This window comes from Streptomyces sp. NPDC093064, from assembly GCF_044754605.1.
Classification (GTDB): Bacteria; Actinomycetota; Actinomycetes; order Streptomycetales; family Streptomycetaceae; genus Streptomyces.
The window spans coordinates 31,819-48,494 of sequence record NZ_JBIVPK010000014.1; the positions used below are offsets into that span (position 1 = coordinate 31,819).

Annotated in this window: 16 protein-coding genes and 1 tRNA gene; 11 read left to right on the top strand and 6 right to left on the bottom strand. The window is 68.9% G+C overall.

What is annotated here, in order from left to right; translation table 11 throughout:
• The first annotated feature begins 238 nt into the window (after positions 1 to 238).
• The 6 genes from ACIQFZ_RS18825 to ACIQFZ_RS18850 all read left to right on the top strand — a co-directional run bounded on the left by ACIQFZ_RS18825 (position 239) and on the right by ACIQFZ_RS18850 (position 6,218).
• Entirely contained in the window at positions 239 to 1,054 is an 816-nt protein-coding gene (locus ACIQFZ_RS18825) for a hypothetical protein (protein ID WP_402691724.1), read from the top strand.
• Positions 1,051 to 1,425 carry a transcriptional regulator gene (locus ACIQFZ_RS18830; RefSeq protein ID WP_402691725.1) on the top strand — a complete coding sequence of 125 codons (375 nt, stop codon included), beginning with the start codon at positions 1,051 to 1,053 and terminating at the stop codon, positions 1,423 to 1,425. The genes ACIQFZ_RS18825 and ACIQFZ_RS18830 overlap by 4 nt, the downstream gene beginning before the upstream one ends.
• Positions 1,426 to 2,029: 604 nt before the next feature.
• Entirely contained in the window at positions 2,030 to 3,334 is a 1,305-nt protein-coding gene (locus ACIQFZ_RS18835; RefSeq protein ID WP_402691726.1) for a hypothetical protein, read from the top strand.
• A gap of 254 nt (positions 3,335 to 3,588) precedes the next feature.
• The gene (locus ACIQFZ_RS18840; RefSeq protein WP_402691776.1) at positions 3,589 to 3,876 is read left to right on the top strand and encodes a hypothetical protein; all 288 of its coding nucleotides are present in this window, start codon (positions 3,589 to 3,591) and stop codon (positions 3,874 to 3,876) included.
• 87 nt (positions 3,877 to 3,963) lie between these two features.
• Positions 3,964 to 5,487: an alkaline phosphatase gene (locus tag ACIQFZ_RS18845; RefSeq protein ID WP_365419471.1), complete on the top strand. Its 1,524-nt coding sequence runs from the start codon at positions 3,964 to 3,966 to the stop codon at positions 5,485 to 5,487.
• A 161-nt stretch (positions 5,488 to 5,648) separates the two neighbouring features.
• Positions 5,649 to 6,218 (top strand): hypothetical protein, encoded by a 570-nt coding sequence (locus ACIQFZ_RS18850; RefSeq protein WP_365419468.1) that lies wholly within the window; start codon positions 5,649 to 5,651, stop codon positions 6,216 to 6,218.
• Positions 6,219 to 6,366: 148 nt separating this feature from the next.
• Here the strand turns inward: ACIQFZ_RS18850 and ACIQFZ_RS18855 are convergent.
• Positions 6,367 to 6,440: transfer RNA gene (locus ACIQFZ_RS18855), tRNA-Gly, on the bottom strand.
• A 502-nt stretch (positions 6,441 to 6,942) separates the two neighbouring features.
• Here ACIQFZ_RS18855 and dcd point away from each other — a divergent pair.
• Both dcd and ACIQFZ_RS18865 read left to right on the top strand, forming a co-directional pair.
• Complete coding sequence (gene dcd / locus ACIQFZ_RS18860) at positions 6,943 to 7,518, top strand: dCTP deaminase (RefSeq protein WP_361427150.1); 576 nt, start codon at positions 6,943 to 6,945, stop codon at positions 7,516 to 7,518.
• 14 nt (positions 7,519 to 7,532) lie between these two features.
• Positions 7,533 to 8,042: a phosphoribosyltransferase gene (locus tag ACIQFZ_RS18865; RefSeq protein ID WP_361427147.1), complete on the top strand. Its 510-nt coding sequence runs from the start codon at positions 7,533 to 7,535 to the stop codon at positions 8,040 to 8,042.
• 80 nt (positions 8,043 to 8,122) lie between these two features.
• On the opposite strand, the gene fmdA is transcribed toward ACIQFZ_RS18865, so the two are convergent.
• The 3 genes from fmdA to ACIQFZ_RS18880 are packed head-to-tail and all read right to left on the bottom strand — an operon-like array spanning position 8,123 to position 10,353.
• Positions 8,123 to 9,373 (bottom strand): formamidase, encoded by a 1,251-nt coding sequence (gene fmdA, locus ACIQFZ_RS18870; protein WP_365429018.1) that lies wholly within the window; start codon positions 9,371 to 9,373, stop codon positions 8,123 to 8,125.
• Positions 9,374 to 9,382: 9 nt separating this feature from the next.
• A complete protein-coding gene (locus ACIQFZ_RS18875) occupies positions 9,383 to 10,036 on the bottom strand; it encodes an AmiS/UreI family transporter (protein ID WP_383055726.1) in 654 nt (217 codons plus the stop codon).
• A 38-nt stretch (positions 10,037 to 10,074) separates the two neighbouring features.
• The gene (locus tag ACIQFZ_RS18880; RefSeq protein WP_402691727.1) at positions 10,075 to 10,353 is read right to left on the bottom strand and encodes an FmdB family zinc ribbon protein; all 279 of its coding nucleotides are present in this window, start codon (positions 10,351 to 10,353) and stop codon (positions 10,075 to 10,077) included.
• A 388-nt stretch (positions 10,354 to 10,741) separates the two neighbouring features.
• Between ACIQFZ_RS18880 and ACIQFZ_RS18885 the strand changes: the two genes are divergently transcribed.
• Complete coding sequence (locus ACIQFZ_RS18885; RefSeq protein WP_365429024.1) at positions 10,742 to 11,164, top strand: hypothetical protein; 423 nt, start codon at positions 10,742 to 10,744, stop codon at positions 11,162 to 11,164.
• Between the two features lie 79 nt (positions 11,165 to 11,243).
• On the opposite strand, the gene ACIQFZ_RS18890 is transcribed toward ACIQFZ_RS18885, so the two are convergent.
• Positions 11,244 to 12,137 (bottom strand): Yip1 family protein, encoded by an 894-nt coding sequence (locus tag ACIQFZ_RS18890; protein ID WP_402691728.1) that lies wholly within the window; start codon positions 12,135 to 12,137, stop codon positions 11,244 to 11,246.
• 218 nt (positions 12,138 to 12,355) lie between these two features.
• Here ACIQFZ_RS18890 and ACIQFZ_RS18895 point away from each other — a divergent pair, with 218 nt between their 5' ends.
• Entirely contained in the window at positions 12,356 to 12,688 is a 333-nt protein-coding gene (locus ACIQFZ_RS18895) for an antibiotic biosynthesis monooxygenase family protein (protein ID WP_402691729.1), read from the top strand.
• Between the two features lie 74 nt (positions 12,689 to 12,762).
• Here the strand turns inward: ACIQFZ_RS18895 and ACIQFZ_RS18900 are convergent, their stop codons facing one another.
• Positions 12,763 to 15,045: a (Fe-S)-binding protein gene (locus tag ACIQFZ_RS18900; RefSeq protein ID WP_402691730.1), complete on the bottom strand. Its 2,283-nt coding sequence runs from the start codon at positions 15,043 to 15,045 to the stop codon at positions 12,763 to 12,765.
• A 226-nt stretch (positions 15,046 to 15,271) separates the two neighbouring features.
• Between ACIQFZ_RS18900 and ACIQFZ_RS18905 the strand changes: the two genes are divergently transcribed.
• Positions 15,272 to 16,657: an undecaprenyl/decaprenyl-phosphate alpha-N-acetylglucosaminyl 1-phosphate transferase gene (locus tag ACIQFZ_RS18905; protein ID WP_402691731.1), complete on the top strand. Its 1,386-nt coding sequence runs from the start codon at positions 15,272 to 15,274 to the stop codon at positions 16,655 to 16,657.
• The last annotated feature ends 19 nt before the right edge of the window (positions 16,658 to 16,676 follow it).

Sequence of the window (16,676 nt, forward strand, 5' to 3'; positions counted from 1 at the left end):
AGCCGGCACGGCCGCGGCGGGTTCGGCTCTTTCGATCACGGTTTCGGCCGCGGCGGGTTCCGCTTCGACCACGGCTTCGGTCACCGTTTCAGTCGCCGTGCGGCCACTTACTCTTGCACACCATGTACTCTGCGCTGCAGAGTAGTTGGGGTGGGAGCAGGCCGACCGGCGGCCTGCTGCCCAGCGCTGTTCGAAGCGCGACCGCAGGGGGGACATCGTGGGAATGGGAACACCGTCGTTGAGCAGCGCGGGATCCGAACCGAGGGCGCGCGCGGCCGGCCTGCTGGCGGCGACGGAGGGCCTGCGGGCCAGTACCCGCGCGCAGATGAACGGCTCGTGGGTCTCCCTGCTGGGCTTCGGTCTTCTGGCGCTGGCGGCCGCTCCGATCGCCCGGTACGCCTTCAACTTCGGGGCCCACGGCCGAAGCATCGGCTCCTATCCGGCCTTCGCCTACGCCGAGTTGACCGGCCTGTGCGTCGTCCACGAACCGGGAACCCCCTGTCTGAGGGGCGAGTTCGACGGCGCCGTCCTGCGCTTCGCGGCGTGGGGCGTGTGGTTCGCGCTCCTCCCCCTGGCCTGGTTCGTCTTCGCCCGCTGGTACCGCCTGCGTGGCGAGGCCCGCGGTGTCGTCCCCCGCCGCCGCGTGTGGATCAGTACGACCGCCATCGCCACCGTGGCGATCACGGGCGCCCTGATGGCCCTGCTGTTCGCCATGCGTCAGCCCTGGGAGGTCCACCTGCTGGAGAACAGCTATGCCTCCCCGTGGTACCTGGTCGGTATCGGCCTGCTCGCCCTCGGGGTGGCCGAACGCAGCTGGATCGCCGTGGCCGCGGGCATCGCTCATGGCCTGCTGCTCACCGCCTACCTCGGTGCCTCCTGGGGCACCGGATGGCTTTTCTGGCAGAACCCCGCCCACCCCGGCTGGACCGACGGACCGCAGGCCAAGGCGCTCCTGCTCGCCGCCATCCTGCTGGTCGCCGGCGTGGTCGAGCGGGCGGCGGCCCGTCATCGCGCCACGCTCGGCTCCGTCGACGCGAGTACGGTTGCCTCATGAGCGTCGGGGACTCGACCGCTGCGCGGGCCGAACTGGAAGGACCCCATCCGACCCAGTCGCTGGACGACACCGTCCACCAGCGCGTGCGGCTCGGCATCCTCACCATCGCCAGAGAGGCCAACCGGGTCGAGTTCGGCTTCCTGAAGAAGCAACTCGGCGTCACCGACGGCAATCTCTCCCGGCACCTGAAGGTGCTGGAGGAATCCAGGCTGATCACCTTGGAGAAGGGCTACGCCGGCCGGCGCCCCCGTACCTGGGTGGCCCTCACCCGCGCCGGCGCCCAGGCACTGGACGCCGAACTCCGCGCCCTGCGCGCCCTGGTCCTGCGCCTGGAAGCCCCCCGCCCCGAGCCCGGCCGGCCCGACATCTGATCACCTGCCGCTCCTGTGCCCATGACCGGGACGTGCAGGAACTCGCCGGTCTTTTCCGGAGGCGCTTCCGGTGGCCGAAATTCCTGGGAGAAATCCAATCCCGCGCACCGCGGCGCGCTTGTTCTCTGCCTCATGAGCGGCGCCGGCGAGAAAGCTCCACGATTCGGCATGTCAAAATCCACACTCCGTGCGGAGCGTCTCGTTCTACGGAGACGGCGAAGGGATCCGTACCGCAGAGGAGCCAAGCCTCTGGGCCCGGCCACGGTGATCCGCCCGCCAACACCCGTGGCTGCCATGGCTCGTCAGTGCTCGCTTACTCGTGCCGGAGGCGAAGCGTGCCGGCCCGGCAGCCCGGACGCAGCGCCCGGATGCCTCGGACGCCGCCTGCGTGTCAGTGATATAAGTCACAGAGAAATGCAGGCGTCCTGAACAACCATCCGCATTCGCCCCTTTCATCCGTGATGCTTTCCCTCATGGGGATGTGCAGGACGGAAAAACACCACCCCACCCTTTACTTGGCCTATACGCTCGCCGGGATCCAGGCTGCCCTATGCGCGATTTTCGGTGGCCGTTCTCCTTCGTCTCCGACCAAGAAAGGGCGCCCGTGAAATATCGCCGTACCCTCGCCGTGGCCGTCGCCGTGGCGGCAACCACGCAGGTTGTGCTCTTCGCCGCCACTCCGGCACTCGCCGCCGGGACGTCCGCGGCACAGACGCAGAACCAGCCGACGTACGCGGAACTGGTGAAGGCCGCCTCCGACGCGCAGAAGGCGTACGAGGAAGCCGTCATCGCCAAGGAGGAAGGGCAGAAGAAGCTCAAGGCCGCCCTGGACTCCCTGGACTCCGACACGCACCCGCTCAAGGCGGCCACGATCGCCGCGGACAAGGCGGCCAAGGAAGCGTCCGGCGCCAAGGACGCGGCCGAGAAGGCCGTCGCGGACGCCGAGGCCAAGCTGGAAGCGGCCCAGGACGACACCGAGAAGGCCGAGGCGCAGCAAGCCCTCGAGGCCGCCAAGAGCGATCTGGCGAAGGCGGTCGAGGCCAAGCAGGGCGCCGACGCCGCGGCAAAGGACGCGCACACCGCGCTGGACGACGCCAGGGTGGCGGCCTTCCGCGAGTACAGCCTGGTCCAGGACGCTCCCAAGGAGGCCCTCAAGGCCAAGGAGGCCGCCGAAGAAGCACTCGCCACCGCCAAGGAGTGCGTCCGTGAGGACGGGCTGACCTCGCTCGCGGTGGGGCTGCCGTCCGAGGTCGTTGCCGGGACCACCGTCGATTTCACCCTGCGCGTGACCAACGGAACCGAGCGCACGCTGACCGTGGACCCCCTGGTGTTCTTCCATGTGACCGACGAACACCGCGGTGAGAAGAGTGACTTGGAGGTGGAATGGTCCAACGGCTCGGGCTGGCACGCCCTCAACGGCGACGGTCCCGAGCACATCGCGCACATCGACACCATGAAGCCGGGCGAGCAGAACGACGTGAAACTGCGGATGCAGGTCGACTCCGCGGCCCAGGCCGCCGATGCCTTCGCCCTGTTCGCCGGTGACGCCTCCGACGCGTACAACCCCTGCGTCCTGGGCCCGATGAAGCGCTACGACTTCGAACTTCTGCCCGCGGGCAGCAAGACCGGCCCGGTCGACGAAGCCGAGCCCGGCCAGCCCGGCGAGGACGACGACAAGCGGCCGGACGCCGCGAAGCCCGGCACGGATACGGGCGCTTCGCCACAGGGCGGCACGTCCAAGCAGGCGGTGCAGGTGACGCCCACCGGAACCGACACCGACGGCAACCTCGCCGCGACCGGTACGTCCTCCGCGATGGCGCCGCTCGCTCTCGCGAGCGCCGTCACCGTCGTACTCGGCGCCGGAGCGGTTCTCGCCGTACGCCGCCGCAAGGCCGCGGACAACGTCTGACCGGTGGACGGCGAAGGCCCTGTGGAGCACTCCACAGGGCCTCCGCACTCGAAACAGCCGGAGCCCGCGCGCCGCTTCTAGGCCGTACCGCTGGAGTGCCTGGCCGGTAGCAGCGGGCAGGACCTCGGAGGCGGCGCCGTGACGCCGATCTGCCGGTCTTCACCTCGGCTGCCGTACTCGTCGAGGTCATCCATCCGAGGGTCAACGATGCCGCGCTGAAGCGGACCCTTTCCCGGCTCCAGGGCGCCCAGGCGCTGGAGGCGGGCTTCGAACCCGCACACATCGTGTTCGACTCCCCCGCCAAGACACGGGCCGAACTGGTCCGGGCACTGAGCCTGGGGGTCGCGGTGAACGCGGACAACTTCCAGGAACTCTCGCGGCTGGACGAGATCCTGGCGACCCGCCGTTCCGACTCGCGCATCGGCGTGCGCAGGTCTGGGGCTCTCTTCGAAGGACATATCGGTGCATTGCTCCAACATTCCTCGGACGTGTTCGGGTTCAGTACACCCAACGGTGGCAGCCGGTTCACGACCCGCCTTTAACGTGCCTTTACCCGGTATCCCGCCGGGCGCGTTCATGGCTGCCACAAGAGGAGCCGTGAACGCCTCATCGATCGAGGAGCATCGGCGATGCGCAAATCCGTCAGAATCCTGACGGTCCTCGCCACTGCGGGCGCGCTGGCCGCCAGCATGCCGGCGGCGGCCAACTCCGCGCCCAAGGACACCCCTGCCAAGGGCAAGGACATCCGAAACGTCATCTACCTGCTCGGCGACGGCATGGGCCGCACCCACGTCACCGCCGGGCGTGAGCGCTTCTACGGCGCCGCGGGCAAGCTCAACATGGAGCGCCTGCCCGTCTACGGCGCCGTCTCGACGTACGCCGTCGAGAAGGACAGCGACCAGCCCGCACTGGTCACCGACTCCGCCAGCTCGGCCACCGCCTGGGCGTCCGGCGTGAAGACCTACAACGCCGCCATCGGCGTGGACTCGTACGAGAAGTCCACGCCGACCCTGATGGAGCAGGCCAAGAAGGCCGGCTTCGCCACGGGCAACGTCTCCACCGCTGAGATCACCGACGCCACCCCGGCCGGCATGTTCAGCCACGCGCTGCTCCGCGGCTGCCAGGGCCCGACCTACTCCGACGCCGCGTGCCTGCCGAAGAACGCTGACGGCACGTACGAGAACAAGCCGGCCGACACGACCCTGATCACCCCGATCGCCCAGCAGATCGCCCGCAACGGCGTCGCTGACGTCATCTTCGGTGGCGGCCTGTCCCGCTTCCAGCCGGACGACGAGAAGGCGATGAAGGCCCAGGGCTACCAGGTCCTCGGCAGCTTCGGTGACGCGGGGCTCAGCGAGCAGACCGCCGCCAGCCAGCAGGTCGCCACCAAGTCCGAGCTTGACAAGGCCAAGAAGGGCAAGGTCGTCGGCCTGTTCAACCGCGGCAACCTGACCGTGGAGAACGCCAAGGCCAAGCTTCCGGCGGGTGCCGCCGAGAAGCAGGAGCCGACCCTGGCGGAGATGACCAAGAAGTCCATCTCCCTGCTGGACGGCGCCTCCAAGAAGGGCTTCCTGCTCCAGATCGAGGGCGCACTGATCGACAAGCGCTCGCACGCCAACGACGCTGAGCAGACCCTTGACGAGGTCAAGGCGTTCGACGACGCCGTCAAGGCCGCGGTCGACTTCGCCAAGAAGGACGGCCACACCCTGGTCGTCGTCACCGCCGACCACGAGTGCGCCGGCTTCAACATCATCGAGCGTGGCAGCTTCACCAACGCCGAGGCGGCCGCGCCTCCGGTGAACGTCGACTCGGGCAACACGGCGAACAACTCCACGCCGTCGCGCGCCGGTGGCAACGTCCTGGACCGGACCCGCTCCACCGGCATCGTCAACGGCGCCGGCGCGGGTGACGCGAAGAACTTCGCCCCGGCCACCTTCCGCACCGCCGACGACCCCGCGGGCGTCAAGGACGGCTCCCCGGAGGCCAGCCTCTGGCTGACCTACCTGTCGGGCAACCACACCGGTGCCGACGTGCCGATCTACGCCTTCGGCCCCGGCGCCGACGTCTTCGGCGCCAGCCAGGACAACACCGACCTGTACCGGAAGATGTACACGTCGCTGTTCCGCTCGCAGCCGGCCAAGCAGCAGCACTGATCACGTGAAGCGGGGCCGGGAGCGCATACCGCGTTCCCGGCCCCGTCCGGTTTCCGCACCCGCTTCTGTCGAAGGCCGACCGGCCAGTGCCGGCAGCCCAGGGTCGTGGAAGCCGTCGGCCGGGCGCCGACCGTCCCGAGTACGTACCAGGAGTCCTATCCATGCCCCTTCCCGCCAGCCCCCGCAGTCGTACCCGTGTTCGCGTCGCCTCCGCCACGGCCGTGGGTGTCCTCGTGCTCGGCGCACTCACCGGTTGCTCCGCCGACAACGGTCAGGACAGCCGGCCGCACAGCACGGCGTCGTCGGCCACGTCCAGCGAACTCGCCCTGCCCGCGCCCCGTTCCGCCCCCGCTCCGGCGGCCAGCCTCAGCCCCGCCGCCACCCCCGGTGAGGTCCGTATCTCGGACGGGCCCTTCACCGACCGGGTCCGGATCACCAAGCTCGCCCTCGCCAAGGGACCGGCCGCCGTCACCGGACACCTGGTCGTCACCTCCGACGTCAGCGACCTCATCGCCCTCGAGTTGCGTGCCGCCTACTACGACGCCCAGGGCCGCCTGCTGGGCACCGGCAGCTTCGAGCACGCCGAGGAGGGCGAGGCGGCCCACGCCCACGGGGAGCACTCCGGCCCGCAGGCCGAGAACGAGGGAATCGACTTCACCATCCCCGCCAAGGGCATCCATGGCACCCCTGCCGCCGCCGTGGTCTCCATCCCGGTGCTGGTGAACGAGTAGCGGCGGTTCCACGGCCGACGGGCCGCGGAGTGGCGCTGAGCAGGTCGCGAGCCGTAGTCGGTGGTGTGTTGTCCCTCCTGGGGCGCGATAGCCGCCTACCGGTCTGGACAACAAAGAACCCCCGGGCCTTTGGCCTGGGGGTTTCTGCTGGAGCGGGTGACGAGAATCGAACTCGCGCTCTCAGCTTGGGAAGCTGATGTTCTACCATTAAACTACACCCGCGTAAGACGCCGACCGGAGTTCGGGTCCGGCGCTCACTGTACCCCATCCCTGGCCCCCGGTGTTTGAGCCGTGGGGCCGGCGTGCGTTCGAAGAGGGGAGTGGCGCTGCGGGGGAACGGAGTTGGGGCGTACGGTGGGGGTGCGCGAGAGGGGTCCTGTGAGGCCGGAGTGCCGTCTGGTGGCACGTCTCTTTGATCCCGTACTGTGGCTTTTGTCGTCAGGCGGCGAGAGGCCAGACGCGGTTCTGGGGAAGGGACTTTAGGGACTTGATGGAGCGCACCGTCGTCCGTTGTGCCGAGGGGCACGTGTTCAGCACCGCTTCGTTCCCGATGCAGCAGGCCGAGCGGCTCGGCCCCGGCCGGCTCATGAGGTGTCCACGGTGTGCCAGGCTCCGCAGTGCGGTGCCCGTGGCACTTCAGAAGCGGTAGCGGCAGCATCGCGGTACCGGCGCGTGGAGCCGTCCTGATTGTGGGGGCTCCGCGCGCCTTGCGTATCCTCGCTACGTGCTTCTCTCAGACAAGGACATCCGGGCCGAGATCGACGCCGGGCGGGTGCGGATCGATCCCTTCGACGAATCCATGGTGCAGCCGTCGAGCATCGATGTGCGGCTGGACCGCTACTTCCGGGTGTTCGAGAATCACCGCTACCCCCACATCGACCCCTCCGTCGAGCAGCCCGACCTCACCCGGCTGGTCGAGCCGGAGGGCGACGAGCCGTTCATCCTGCACCCGGGTGAGTTCGTCCTCGCTTCGACGTACGAGGTCATCACGCTTCCCGACGACCTCGCCTCCCGGCTCGAGGGCAAGAGCTCGCTCGGGCGGCTCGGGCTGGTCACCCACTCCACCGCCGGGTTCATCGATCCCGGGTTCTCCGGGCACGTGACCCTGGAGCTGTCGAACCTCGCGACGCTGCCGATCAAGCTCTGGCCCGGGATGAAGATCGGGCAGCTGTGCCTGTTCCGGCTCAGCTCGCCCGCCGAGGCCCCGTACGGCAGCGAACGCTACGGCTCCCGGTACCAGGGGCAGCGCGGGCCCACCGCCTCCCGCTCCTACGTCAACTTCCACCGCACGCAGGTGTGAGGGGCACCCACGACATGACCGAGATACGAGAGAACCTCACCTACGAGGACTTCGGTGTCGCCGTGCGCGAGCTCGCGCAGACCATCGCCGACGACGGGTACGAGCCGGACATCGTGCTCAGCATCGCGCGCGGCGGTGTCTTCGTCGCCGGTGGCCTCGCCTACGCCCTCGACTGCAAGAACATCCACCTGGTCAACGTGGAGTTCTACACCGGCGTCGGCACCACGCTCGAGATGCCCGTCATGCTCGCGCCCGTGCCCAACGTCATCGACTTCTCCGACAAGAAGGTCCTGATCACGGACGACGTCGCCGACACCGGCAAGACGCTCAAGCTGGTCCGCGACTTCTGCCTGGACACCGTCGCCGAGGTGCGCAGCGCCGTCATCTACGAGAAGTCCCAGTCGCTCGTGAAGTGCGAGTACGTCTGGAAGCGCACCGACGACTGGATCAACTTCCCGTGGTCCGTGCTGCCCCCGTGCCGCAAGGCCGGTACGCCGATCACGCCCTCGAAGGACGCCCTGTAGCGAGAGATCCCGTAGCGCCGCCTCGAACGCCGTACGGCCCCGCAGCACGCGCTGCGGGGCCGTTCCTGTGCGCGGTCCGGTCAGGCGGTGGTCAGTGCCGCCTGGCCGCGGTCGGCCTTCACCGGGCCGGTGGCGGACGGCCGGACGTCGAAGTCGAACATGGCGGTGGGCACGTACAGCGAGCAGCAGGCGTTCGGGATGTCGACGATGCCGCTGATGCGTCCCTCTATGGGCGCGGAGCCGAGCAGCAGGTAGGCCTGCTCGCCGCTGTAGCCGAACCTCTTGAAGTACTCGACCGCGTTGAGGCAGGCCCGCCGGTAGGCAAGCGTCGCGTCCATGTAGAAGTTGGTGTCCGTGTCGTGGTCGACGGAGACACCGATGAAGCTGATGAACTCCGTGTAGCGCGGCTCGACGTTACCGGGCATGAACACCGGGTTGGTGGTGATGCCGTACTTCTCCATGCCGCCCTTGATCAGGTCGACGTGGAAGTCGATGAAGCCGCCCATCTCGATGGCGCCGCAGAAGCTGATCTCTCCGTCGCCCTGGCTGAAGTGCAGGTCGCCCGCGGAGAGCTTGGCGTCCTTGACGTACACGGGGAAGAAGGCCCGCGAACCGCGGGTCATGTTCTTGATGTCCTGGTTGCCGCCGTTCTCACGGGCCGGCACCGTGCGTGCGCCTTCCGCGGCGATGCGGTTGGCGAGGTCTCCGGTGGCCGTGCCGGCGAGCGCGTTGCTGGCGTCCGGAGGTATGGCGAGGGGCGGGACCCGGTTCGGGTCGGTGTCGATCAGCGCCTTCTCGCGGGCGTTCCAGCGGCCGAGCATCTCGGCGGACGGGGCCGTTCCGAACAGCCCGGGGTGGGTGATTCCGGTGTAGCGGATGCCGGGCAGGTGGCGGGAGACCGCCTGTTGGCCGTGGAAGTTCCAGACGGCCTTGTAGGAGTCCGGGAAGTAGTCGGTCAGGAAGCCTCCGCCGTTGGTCTTGGCGAAGATGCCGGTGTAGCCCCAGCCCTGGCCGGCCGCGTCCCCGCTCTGCTGCGGCACGGGACCGAGGTCGAGGATGTCGACGACGAGCAGGTCGCCGGGTTCGGCGCCCTCCACGCCTATCGGCCCGCTGAGCATGTGAGGGACGGTCAGGTCGATGTCGCGCACATCGTTGGCGGAGTCGTTGTTGCCGATCTGGCAGTCGGTCCAGTCGCGGCACTCGATGCGGAACTCCGCTCCCGGCTTCACCATGGTGGCGCTGGGGATGTCGGGGTGCCACCTGTTGTGTCCGGGAACGTCCTGCTCACGCATCGACTTGCTCTGGTCCACGCTGAAGAGGATTTCGGGCATGACAGCTCCTCACTTCTGATCCGGTGACGTTGGAGCGCCCGCACCATTGGCCGGCGGAGCGGCTTGGGTGGGCTGAGGCGATTGACGGGTGCGCGGCCACAGCCCCACGAACATCAGCACGCCGAAGACCCCCAGGGCGATGGCGGTCTCGGTGGGGTGCTTCCAGTAGCCGGAGAGCAGCAGCCCCGCGGGAATGACACCGGTGACCCAGCCCTCGATCGCGGTGATCCAGCCCGTATAGATCCTGAGGTGGTCCATCTTGAGACCGAGCAGCAGGAAGAACAGGAACCACAGCAAGGCCCAGTAGAGCCAGATGGCCCCGAAGGGGTAGTCCTTCAAGAGTCGGAAATTGGCGTACGAATATCCCAGGGCGGCAATTGCCACAAACAATGAGTAATAGCCGACCCCGGTGGTGTCGAGGTCGGCGAGCAGGCTGATACCCACATAGAGGTAGGTGAAGGCGAACAGGTAGATTCCGGATGCCGCCAGGATCTTCTTGGGGTCGCCGCCGGAGGTGAAGATGAGGTAAGTCGGCGTCACTACCTGCAGGGTGCCTACGAATAGGTTGAACACTGCTCCTGCTCGGGCGTCGACCTTGCCGAGAAGCAGCAACCCATTCATGAAGAGCACTGCACCGACAAAGAGGAGTCCCACATTTCCCACCGGGACGCACCTCCTGACTCCGCGTGGGGTGGAGACAGTCAGGGACGCGGCAACCGCGAGAGCGCGGGGTGCGGTCGCGGCTCCGGCCTTGTGCGCGGCGGCACTTCGGAGACCACTGCCGGGGCCTCACGGGCCTGCTCCTCCCGTTCATGGAGGGCGGCGGACGCGCTCGAGGTCGTCGACAGGCCGGGCGCGGAGTACAGACGCCTCGCGGCGTCCGCACAGAAAGGGCAGCCATATGTCTTGGGTGCCGTTCCGATCGTCAATTTCACATCGAAAGGGCCGCAATGGCTGCATAGATATTCGTAAGTGGCCATTATTGCTCCGGAAACCACTGGACGCTCACGAAGTGTGCGGCGCGCTGGAAAAGCGATCGCCGCAACTGTTTCCGCTCTTCAAGGAGACGTCTCGTCAATGGGCGTGTCAAGTCGGGGGAGGGGTCGCCCGCCCTTCTCTTGCTCCGGCAGCCCGCGGTGTGCGCATCAGCACATGATCGAGCGGCCTCGTTGATCAGCCGGGCGCCGCGGGGGGCCAGTGGAAGATCCACCGTGAGGGGAGGAGTGAGCCGACTCACTCCGAATTTTGCTGGACGGTGGCGACCGAGACCTTTAGTTTCGGTAAATAGATTGATTTTTCTTATGCGGAGGCACCGGCGCCACGCATACTGTCTCGCAGAAAACCAAGGAGGGCGGATCGGTGAGCAACATGGACGCCGTGTGGGTACGAGGCGTGAACGGCATTCAGTTGCATCACGTGACCGACCTTCAGGACGCCGGCAGGTTTCTGGGCAACGCGGCGATGGCGTTGCGGGCCGCGCACGTGAGGACCGGCACCGACCAGTACGTCGGCATCGCCGCCGAGCTGAAGAGCCTGGTGGAGCGAGTGCGGGAGCTGGAGGACAAGGCACGGTCGAGCATGCACGACCTGCACTCCACCGATCCCGAGCGGTTCGCCCGCTGCCGGGACGGCCACGAGCCGTGGCCCGGCGAGATCCCGGCGGGCTTCATCCCGCGCCACACCTGCAAGGACGAGTGCCTGTACCACGACCGCGGGGTCGTAGAGGCCGTCATGCAGTGCACCTGCGGGCAGCCGCCGTGCAGGGCGTGTGAGATCGGCGGCAAGCTCTGACAGCAGAGGACGAGCAAGGGGCCCGGCGCATCGTCGCCGGGCCCCTTGTGTGCTGGTGGGCTGCTGGAAGGCCGGAACGCTAGAACGTGCCGAGCTTCACGATCGACAGCAGTGCGATCAGCTGGATCGCCGAGGCGCCCAGGGCCTTGGGCCAGGGCAGGTCGTGGGAACGGCTGACCATGAGGGTCAGCAGGGCGCCGCACGCGACCCAGGTCGCCCAGCCGACGAGCTGGACGAAGCCCGCGTCGCCGCCGAGGAACATGGCGACGAGGAGACGCGGCGCGTCCGTGATCGACGCGATCAGCATGGACAGTCCGACCGTGGGCTGCCAAGCTCCGTCGCCGCCGAGCTGGCGGGCCAGGGTGTGGGTGACCACACCGAGGATGAAGGAGCTGACCACTATGGCCACGGCGGTGATCAGGACGATCGGGACCGCGTTGGAGAGGGTGGCGTTGATGGCGTCCTCGCGGGCGCCGTCGAAGCCGAAGACCGCGAGCAGTCCGTAGAGGAACGTCACTATGAGGGCGGGGCCCCACATCGTGTAGTCGCGCATCTGGAGGAAGGTCTGCTTGGGGGACAGGACTATGCCCCGCAGCAGGTCCGTCCAGTGCAGACGCGGGCCGATCGGGCCGGCCGGCGCCGAGCCCGCGCGGTAGGTCCCACTCTGGCTGTAGGGGTCCTCGCCGACGACGAACGCCTGCGTGTGGCCTGGGTTGTTGGCCGCGTACGGGTCGGGGCCGCCCTGCGGGTAGCCGCCGCCGAAGTACTCCGGCTCGCCCTGGCCGCCGCCGTAGCCGCTGCCGTCGGCCTGGGGCCACTGGGCGCCGCCGCCTCCGTACGGCGGCCGTTGCTGCGCCGGGGGATAGCCGTACGAGGGGGCCTGGGGCGCCTGCCGCCCGTACGGAGGTCGTTGGGTCCGCGCTTGCGGGGCACGGTCGTTCCTGCCGCCGCGTCCGCTCCTGAATCCAGCCACGTCATCGAACGTACCCGAGCCCGGCAAGTCGCGTGCGGGGCCGGGTGTTCCGGCAGGGCTTTGGGTCCGAGCTGTGACATCCCCTAGGGGGCGTTCCGGGCTCTTCTCAGGGGCGTTCACGGGGTGCTCCGAGGCGTCGGGCGGGAGCTTTCCGGACCATGGCGGCGACCACGGAGGCGCTGAGTGGCGGCCCGGGGGCCACCGGGCAGGATGGGACCATGAGCGTAGTCAAGATCAACGTACTGACCGTGCCCGCCGAGCAGCGCGAGACGCTGGAGAAGCGGTTCGCCTCCCGGGCGCACGCGGTCGAGAACTCCGACGGGTTCGAGTGGTTCGAGCTCCTGCGCCCTGTCGAGGGCACCGACACCTATCTCGTCTACACGCGCTGGCGTGACGAGGAGTCGTTCCGGGCCTGGCTGGAGGGGCCGATGAAGGCCGCGCATCAGGGCGCCGGCGGGGGTGAGGGAGGGGAGCGGCCGAAGCCCGCGGCCACCGGCTCCACCCTGTGGTCCTTCGAGGTCGTGCAGCAGGCCGCGCCCAAGAGCGCGTAGCGCTCCCGGAAACACGGCGACGCCCCCGTGCCCGTACGGGCACGGGGGCGTCGGACGCGGGGGCGCCGGGCCGCCTACTTCACCGGCGCGGGCTCCGGCTCGCTCTCGTCGGCCGCCTCGCCCGCCGGGTCGACCGGCGTCCTGACGGAGTCGAGGAGCAGCTGGGCGACGTCCACGACCTGGACGGACTCCTTGGCCTTTCCGTCGTTCTTCTTGCCGTTCACGGAGTCCGTGAGCATGACCAGGCAGAACGGGCAGGCCGTCGAGACGATGTCCGGGTTCAGCGAAAGGGCTTCGTCGACGCGCTCGTCGTTGATGCGCTTGCCGATCCGCTCCTCCATCCACATCCGGGCGCCGCCGGCGCCGCAGCAGAAGCCGCGCTCCTTGTGGCGGTGCATCTCCTCGTTCCTGAGGCCCGGGACCTTGCCGATGATCTCGCGCGGAGGCGTGTAGATCTTGTTGTGGCGGCCCAGGTAGCAGGGGTCGTGGTAGGTGATGATGCCCTCGACCGGGGTGACCGGGACCAGCTTGCCCTCGTCCACCAGGTGCTGGAGCAGCTGGGTGTGGTGGATGACCTCGTAGTCGCCGCCGAGCTGCGGGTACTCGTTGCCGAGCGTGTTGAGGCAGTGCGGGCAGGTGGCGACGATCCTCTTCGCCGACTTCGGCTTCCTGGACTCGGGGGTGACGTTGCCCTCGTCGTCGGTCTCCTCGCCGAAGGCCATGTTCAGCGCGGTGACGTTCTCCATGCCGAGTTCCTGGAACAGGGGCTCGTTGCCGAGGCGGCGGGCGGAGTCACCGGTGCACTTCTCGTCGCCGCCCATGATCGCGAACTTCACGCCCGCGATGTGCAGCAGCTCCGCGAAGGCCTTGGTGGTCTTCTTGGCGCGGTCCTCCAGGGCGCCGGCGCAGCCGACCCAGTACAGGTAGTCGACCTCGGAGAGGTCCTCGATGTCCTTGCCGACGACCGGGACGTCGAAGTCGACCTCCTTGGTCCACTCCAGGCGCTGCTTCTTGGCCAGGCCCCAGGGGTTGCCCTTCTTCTCCAGGTTCTTGAGCATCGTGCCCGCCTCGGACGGGAACGAGGACTCGATCATGACCTGGTAGCGGCGCATGTCGACGATGTGGTCGACGTGCTCGATGTCGACCGGGCACTGCTCGACGCAGGCGCCGCAGGTGGTGCAGGACCACAGGACGTCCGGGTCGATGACGCCGCTCGCCTCGAGCGTGCCGATCAGCGGGCGCTCGGCCTCCGCGAGCGCCGCCGCCGGGACGTCCTTCAGCTGCTCGGCGGACGCCTTCTCCTCGCCCTCCATCGACTTGCCGCCGCCGGCCAGCAGGTACGGGGCCTTGGCGTGCGCGTGGTCGCGCAGCGACATGATCAGCAGCTTGGGGGAGAGCGGCTTGCCGGTGTTCCAGGCCGGGCACTGCGACTGGCAGCGGCCGCACTCGGTGCAGGTGGAGAAGTCCAGCAGGCCCTTCCAGGAGAACTGCTCGACCTGGGAGACGCCGAAGACGTCGTCCTCGCCGGGGTCGGTGAAGTCGATCGCCTTGCCGCCGGAGGTCATGGGCTGAAGGGCGCCCAGGGCCGTACCGCCGTCGGCCTCGCGCTTGAACCAGATGTTCGGGAAGGCCAGGAAGCGGTGCCAGGCCACGCCCATGTTGGTGTTCAGGGAGACCACGATCATCCACACGAAGGACGTGCCGATCTTGATCATCGCGGTCAGGTAGACCAGGTTCTGCAGGGTGCCGGCCGACAGGCCCTTGAAGGCGAGCACCAGCGGGTACGAGGCGAAGTACCCGGCCTCGTAGTGCTCCACGTGGTGCAGCGCGCCCTCCAGCCCGCGCAGGACGTAGATCGCGAGGCCGATGGTGAGGATGACGTACTCGACGAAGTACGCCTGGCCGGCCTTGGAGCCGGCGAAGCGGGACTTGCGGCCGGGCCGGGACGGCAGGCTCAGCAGCCGGATCGCGATGAGCACGGCGATGCCGAGGACGGTCATCACGCCGATGAACTCGATGTACATCTCGAACGGCAGGAAGTCGCCGATGACCGGCAGCGTCCAGTCGGCCCGGAACAACTGGCCGAACGCCTGCGCGAGGGTGGGCGGCAGCGTCAGGAAGCCGACGGCCACGAACCAGTGGGCGACGCCCACGATGCCCCACCGGTTCATCCGGGTGTGGCCGAGGAACTCCCGGACCAGGGTCACGCTGCGCTGGTAGGGGTTGTCGGTACGGGTGCCGGCGGGTACGGGCTGGCCCAGCTTGAAGTACCGGATGAACTGGCCGATGGCACGGGCGAGCAGCGCGACGCCGACCACGGTCAGGACCAGCGACACGATGATCGCGGCGAGTTGCATGGGGGCTCCTGAGGCGGCCTCGAGATTACTGAGCGGTAACTTATGTAGTCCGTCTGAGACTACCCCCATCCTCTGTCGCAATGCAGCCGGGCGCGGGGTGATCTGGGTCGCTGAGCGGCACCTTGAGGGCCGTCCGGGGGGTGCCTGGGGGCCGCCCGGGAATCCAGTCGCGTTCCGATCGTGTTATTCGCACCCGATCGCCCCATATACCCCTAATTTAAGAACCGTGCTATACGGGATCGCCACCGCCATCACCGCTCTCCTCCTCGCCGCCCTGCTCTCGGCGCTGCTCCGAGTGCTCGCGCTCCGGCTGGGTCTCGTCGACCGCAGGAGGCGGGCACGCCCCTTGCCGCTGCTCGGCGGCCTGGCCGTGGTGCTCAGCACCTGCCTGGTCGCCGCGGCCGGCGGCTGGACGGGTACCGCCCCGCTGGGCGACGGGGTGGGCAGGCTGCTCGCCGCGGGCGCGGCGGTCGCCGTACTCGGGACCGCCGCGGACGTATGGCGGCTGAAGACGCCGTTCCTGCTCGTCGGTACGGCCCTCGCGGCGGCCTGCGTGGTGCCGTACGACGAGATCGGGCCGGTGGCCGGGATCGCCGCCGTGGTCTGGATCGCCTGTGTGGCCGCCGCCTTCCGGGGACTCGATCACGCGGACGGCCTCGCGGGCACCGTGGGAGTGCTCACCGCGTTCGGGGTGGGCGTGTGCGCGGCGGCCGAGGTGATGGACGACCTCGCGGTGCTGCTGAGCGTGCTGGCCGCCGCCCTCACCGGCTTCCTGATGCACAACTGGCATCCGGCGCGGGTCGCGTTCGGGTCCGGCGGCTCGCTGTTCACCGGCTTCGTGGTCGCCTCCGCGGCCCTCCTCACCCGTACCGGGTACGGCACGGTCTCCACCGTGGCGGTGCTGTTCGCGCTCACCGCCACGGCGAGCGCCGACGCCGTGCTGGTCCTCGTGTCGCGGAAGCTGGCCGGGCGTCCCCTGCTGCGCCGCGGCCCCGACCATCTCGCGCACCGGCTGCGCCGGCTCGGGCCGACTCCGCCGGGCGCGACCGTCCTGTTCGGTCTCGCCACCTTCGCCGCGGTGCTGGTCGGGGTGCTGGTGCACACGGGCTGGGCCGAGCCGACGGCCGTACTGTGGGTGGCCGGGGCGGCCCTGGCGGTCGTCCTCGGGCTGCTGCGGGTGCCTGCGTACGCGCCGCGGCGGCCGACCGAACTCAACAGCGTCCGCGCGCAGACCCCGGGTTCCGGTACGCGCACGCAGTCCCGGGTTCCCGGCACCCGTGGGCGGCCCGAGGAGCGGACTGCCCGGGGCGTGCCCACCGCCGATGGCGCCACGCGCGCGCGTGCCGGCGCATCCGGTTCCGGGGCGCCGCCACGCGTGCGCGCAGACTCCTCCGGCGCCCGTCCCCGCACCGAGCCCTTCCGGGTCCTCCGTGCCCTGAGGCAGTCCGGCGCGGGGGCTCCCAGAGCCCCGCGCGGCAGGGCTCCGTACGACGCGGAGACCGGCGCATCCGGCGTTCAGGTGCCTCGCCGTCAACTTGAATATCCGCCTCCTCCGCCCCGGCAATCCACATCGCCGCAGGTCAGAGCGTCCTTGCGCATAAGGGATGGATAAGACTTGAGTCGATGCGGCT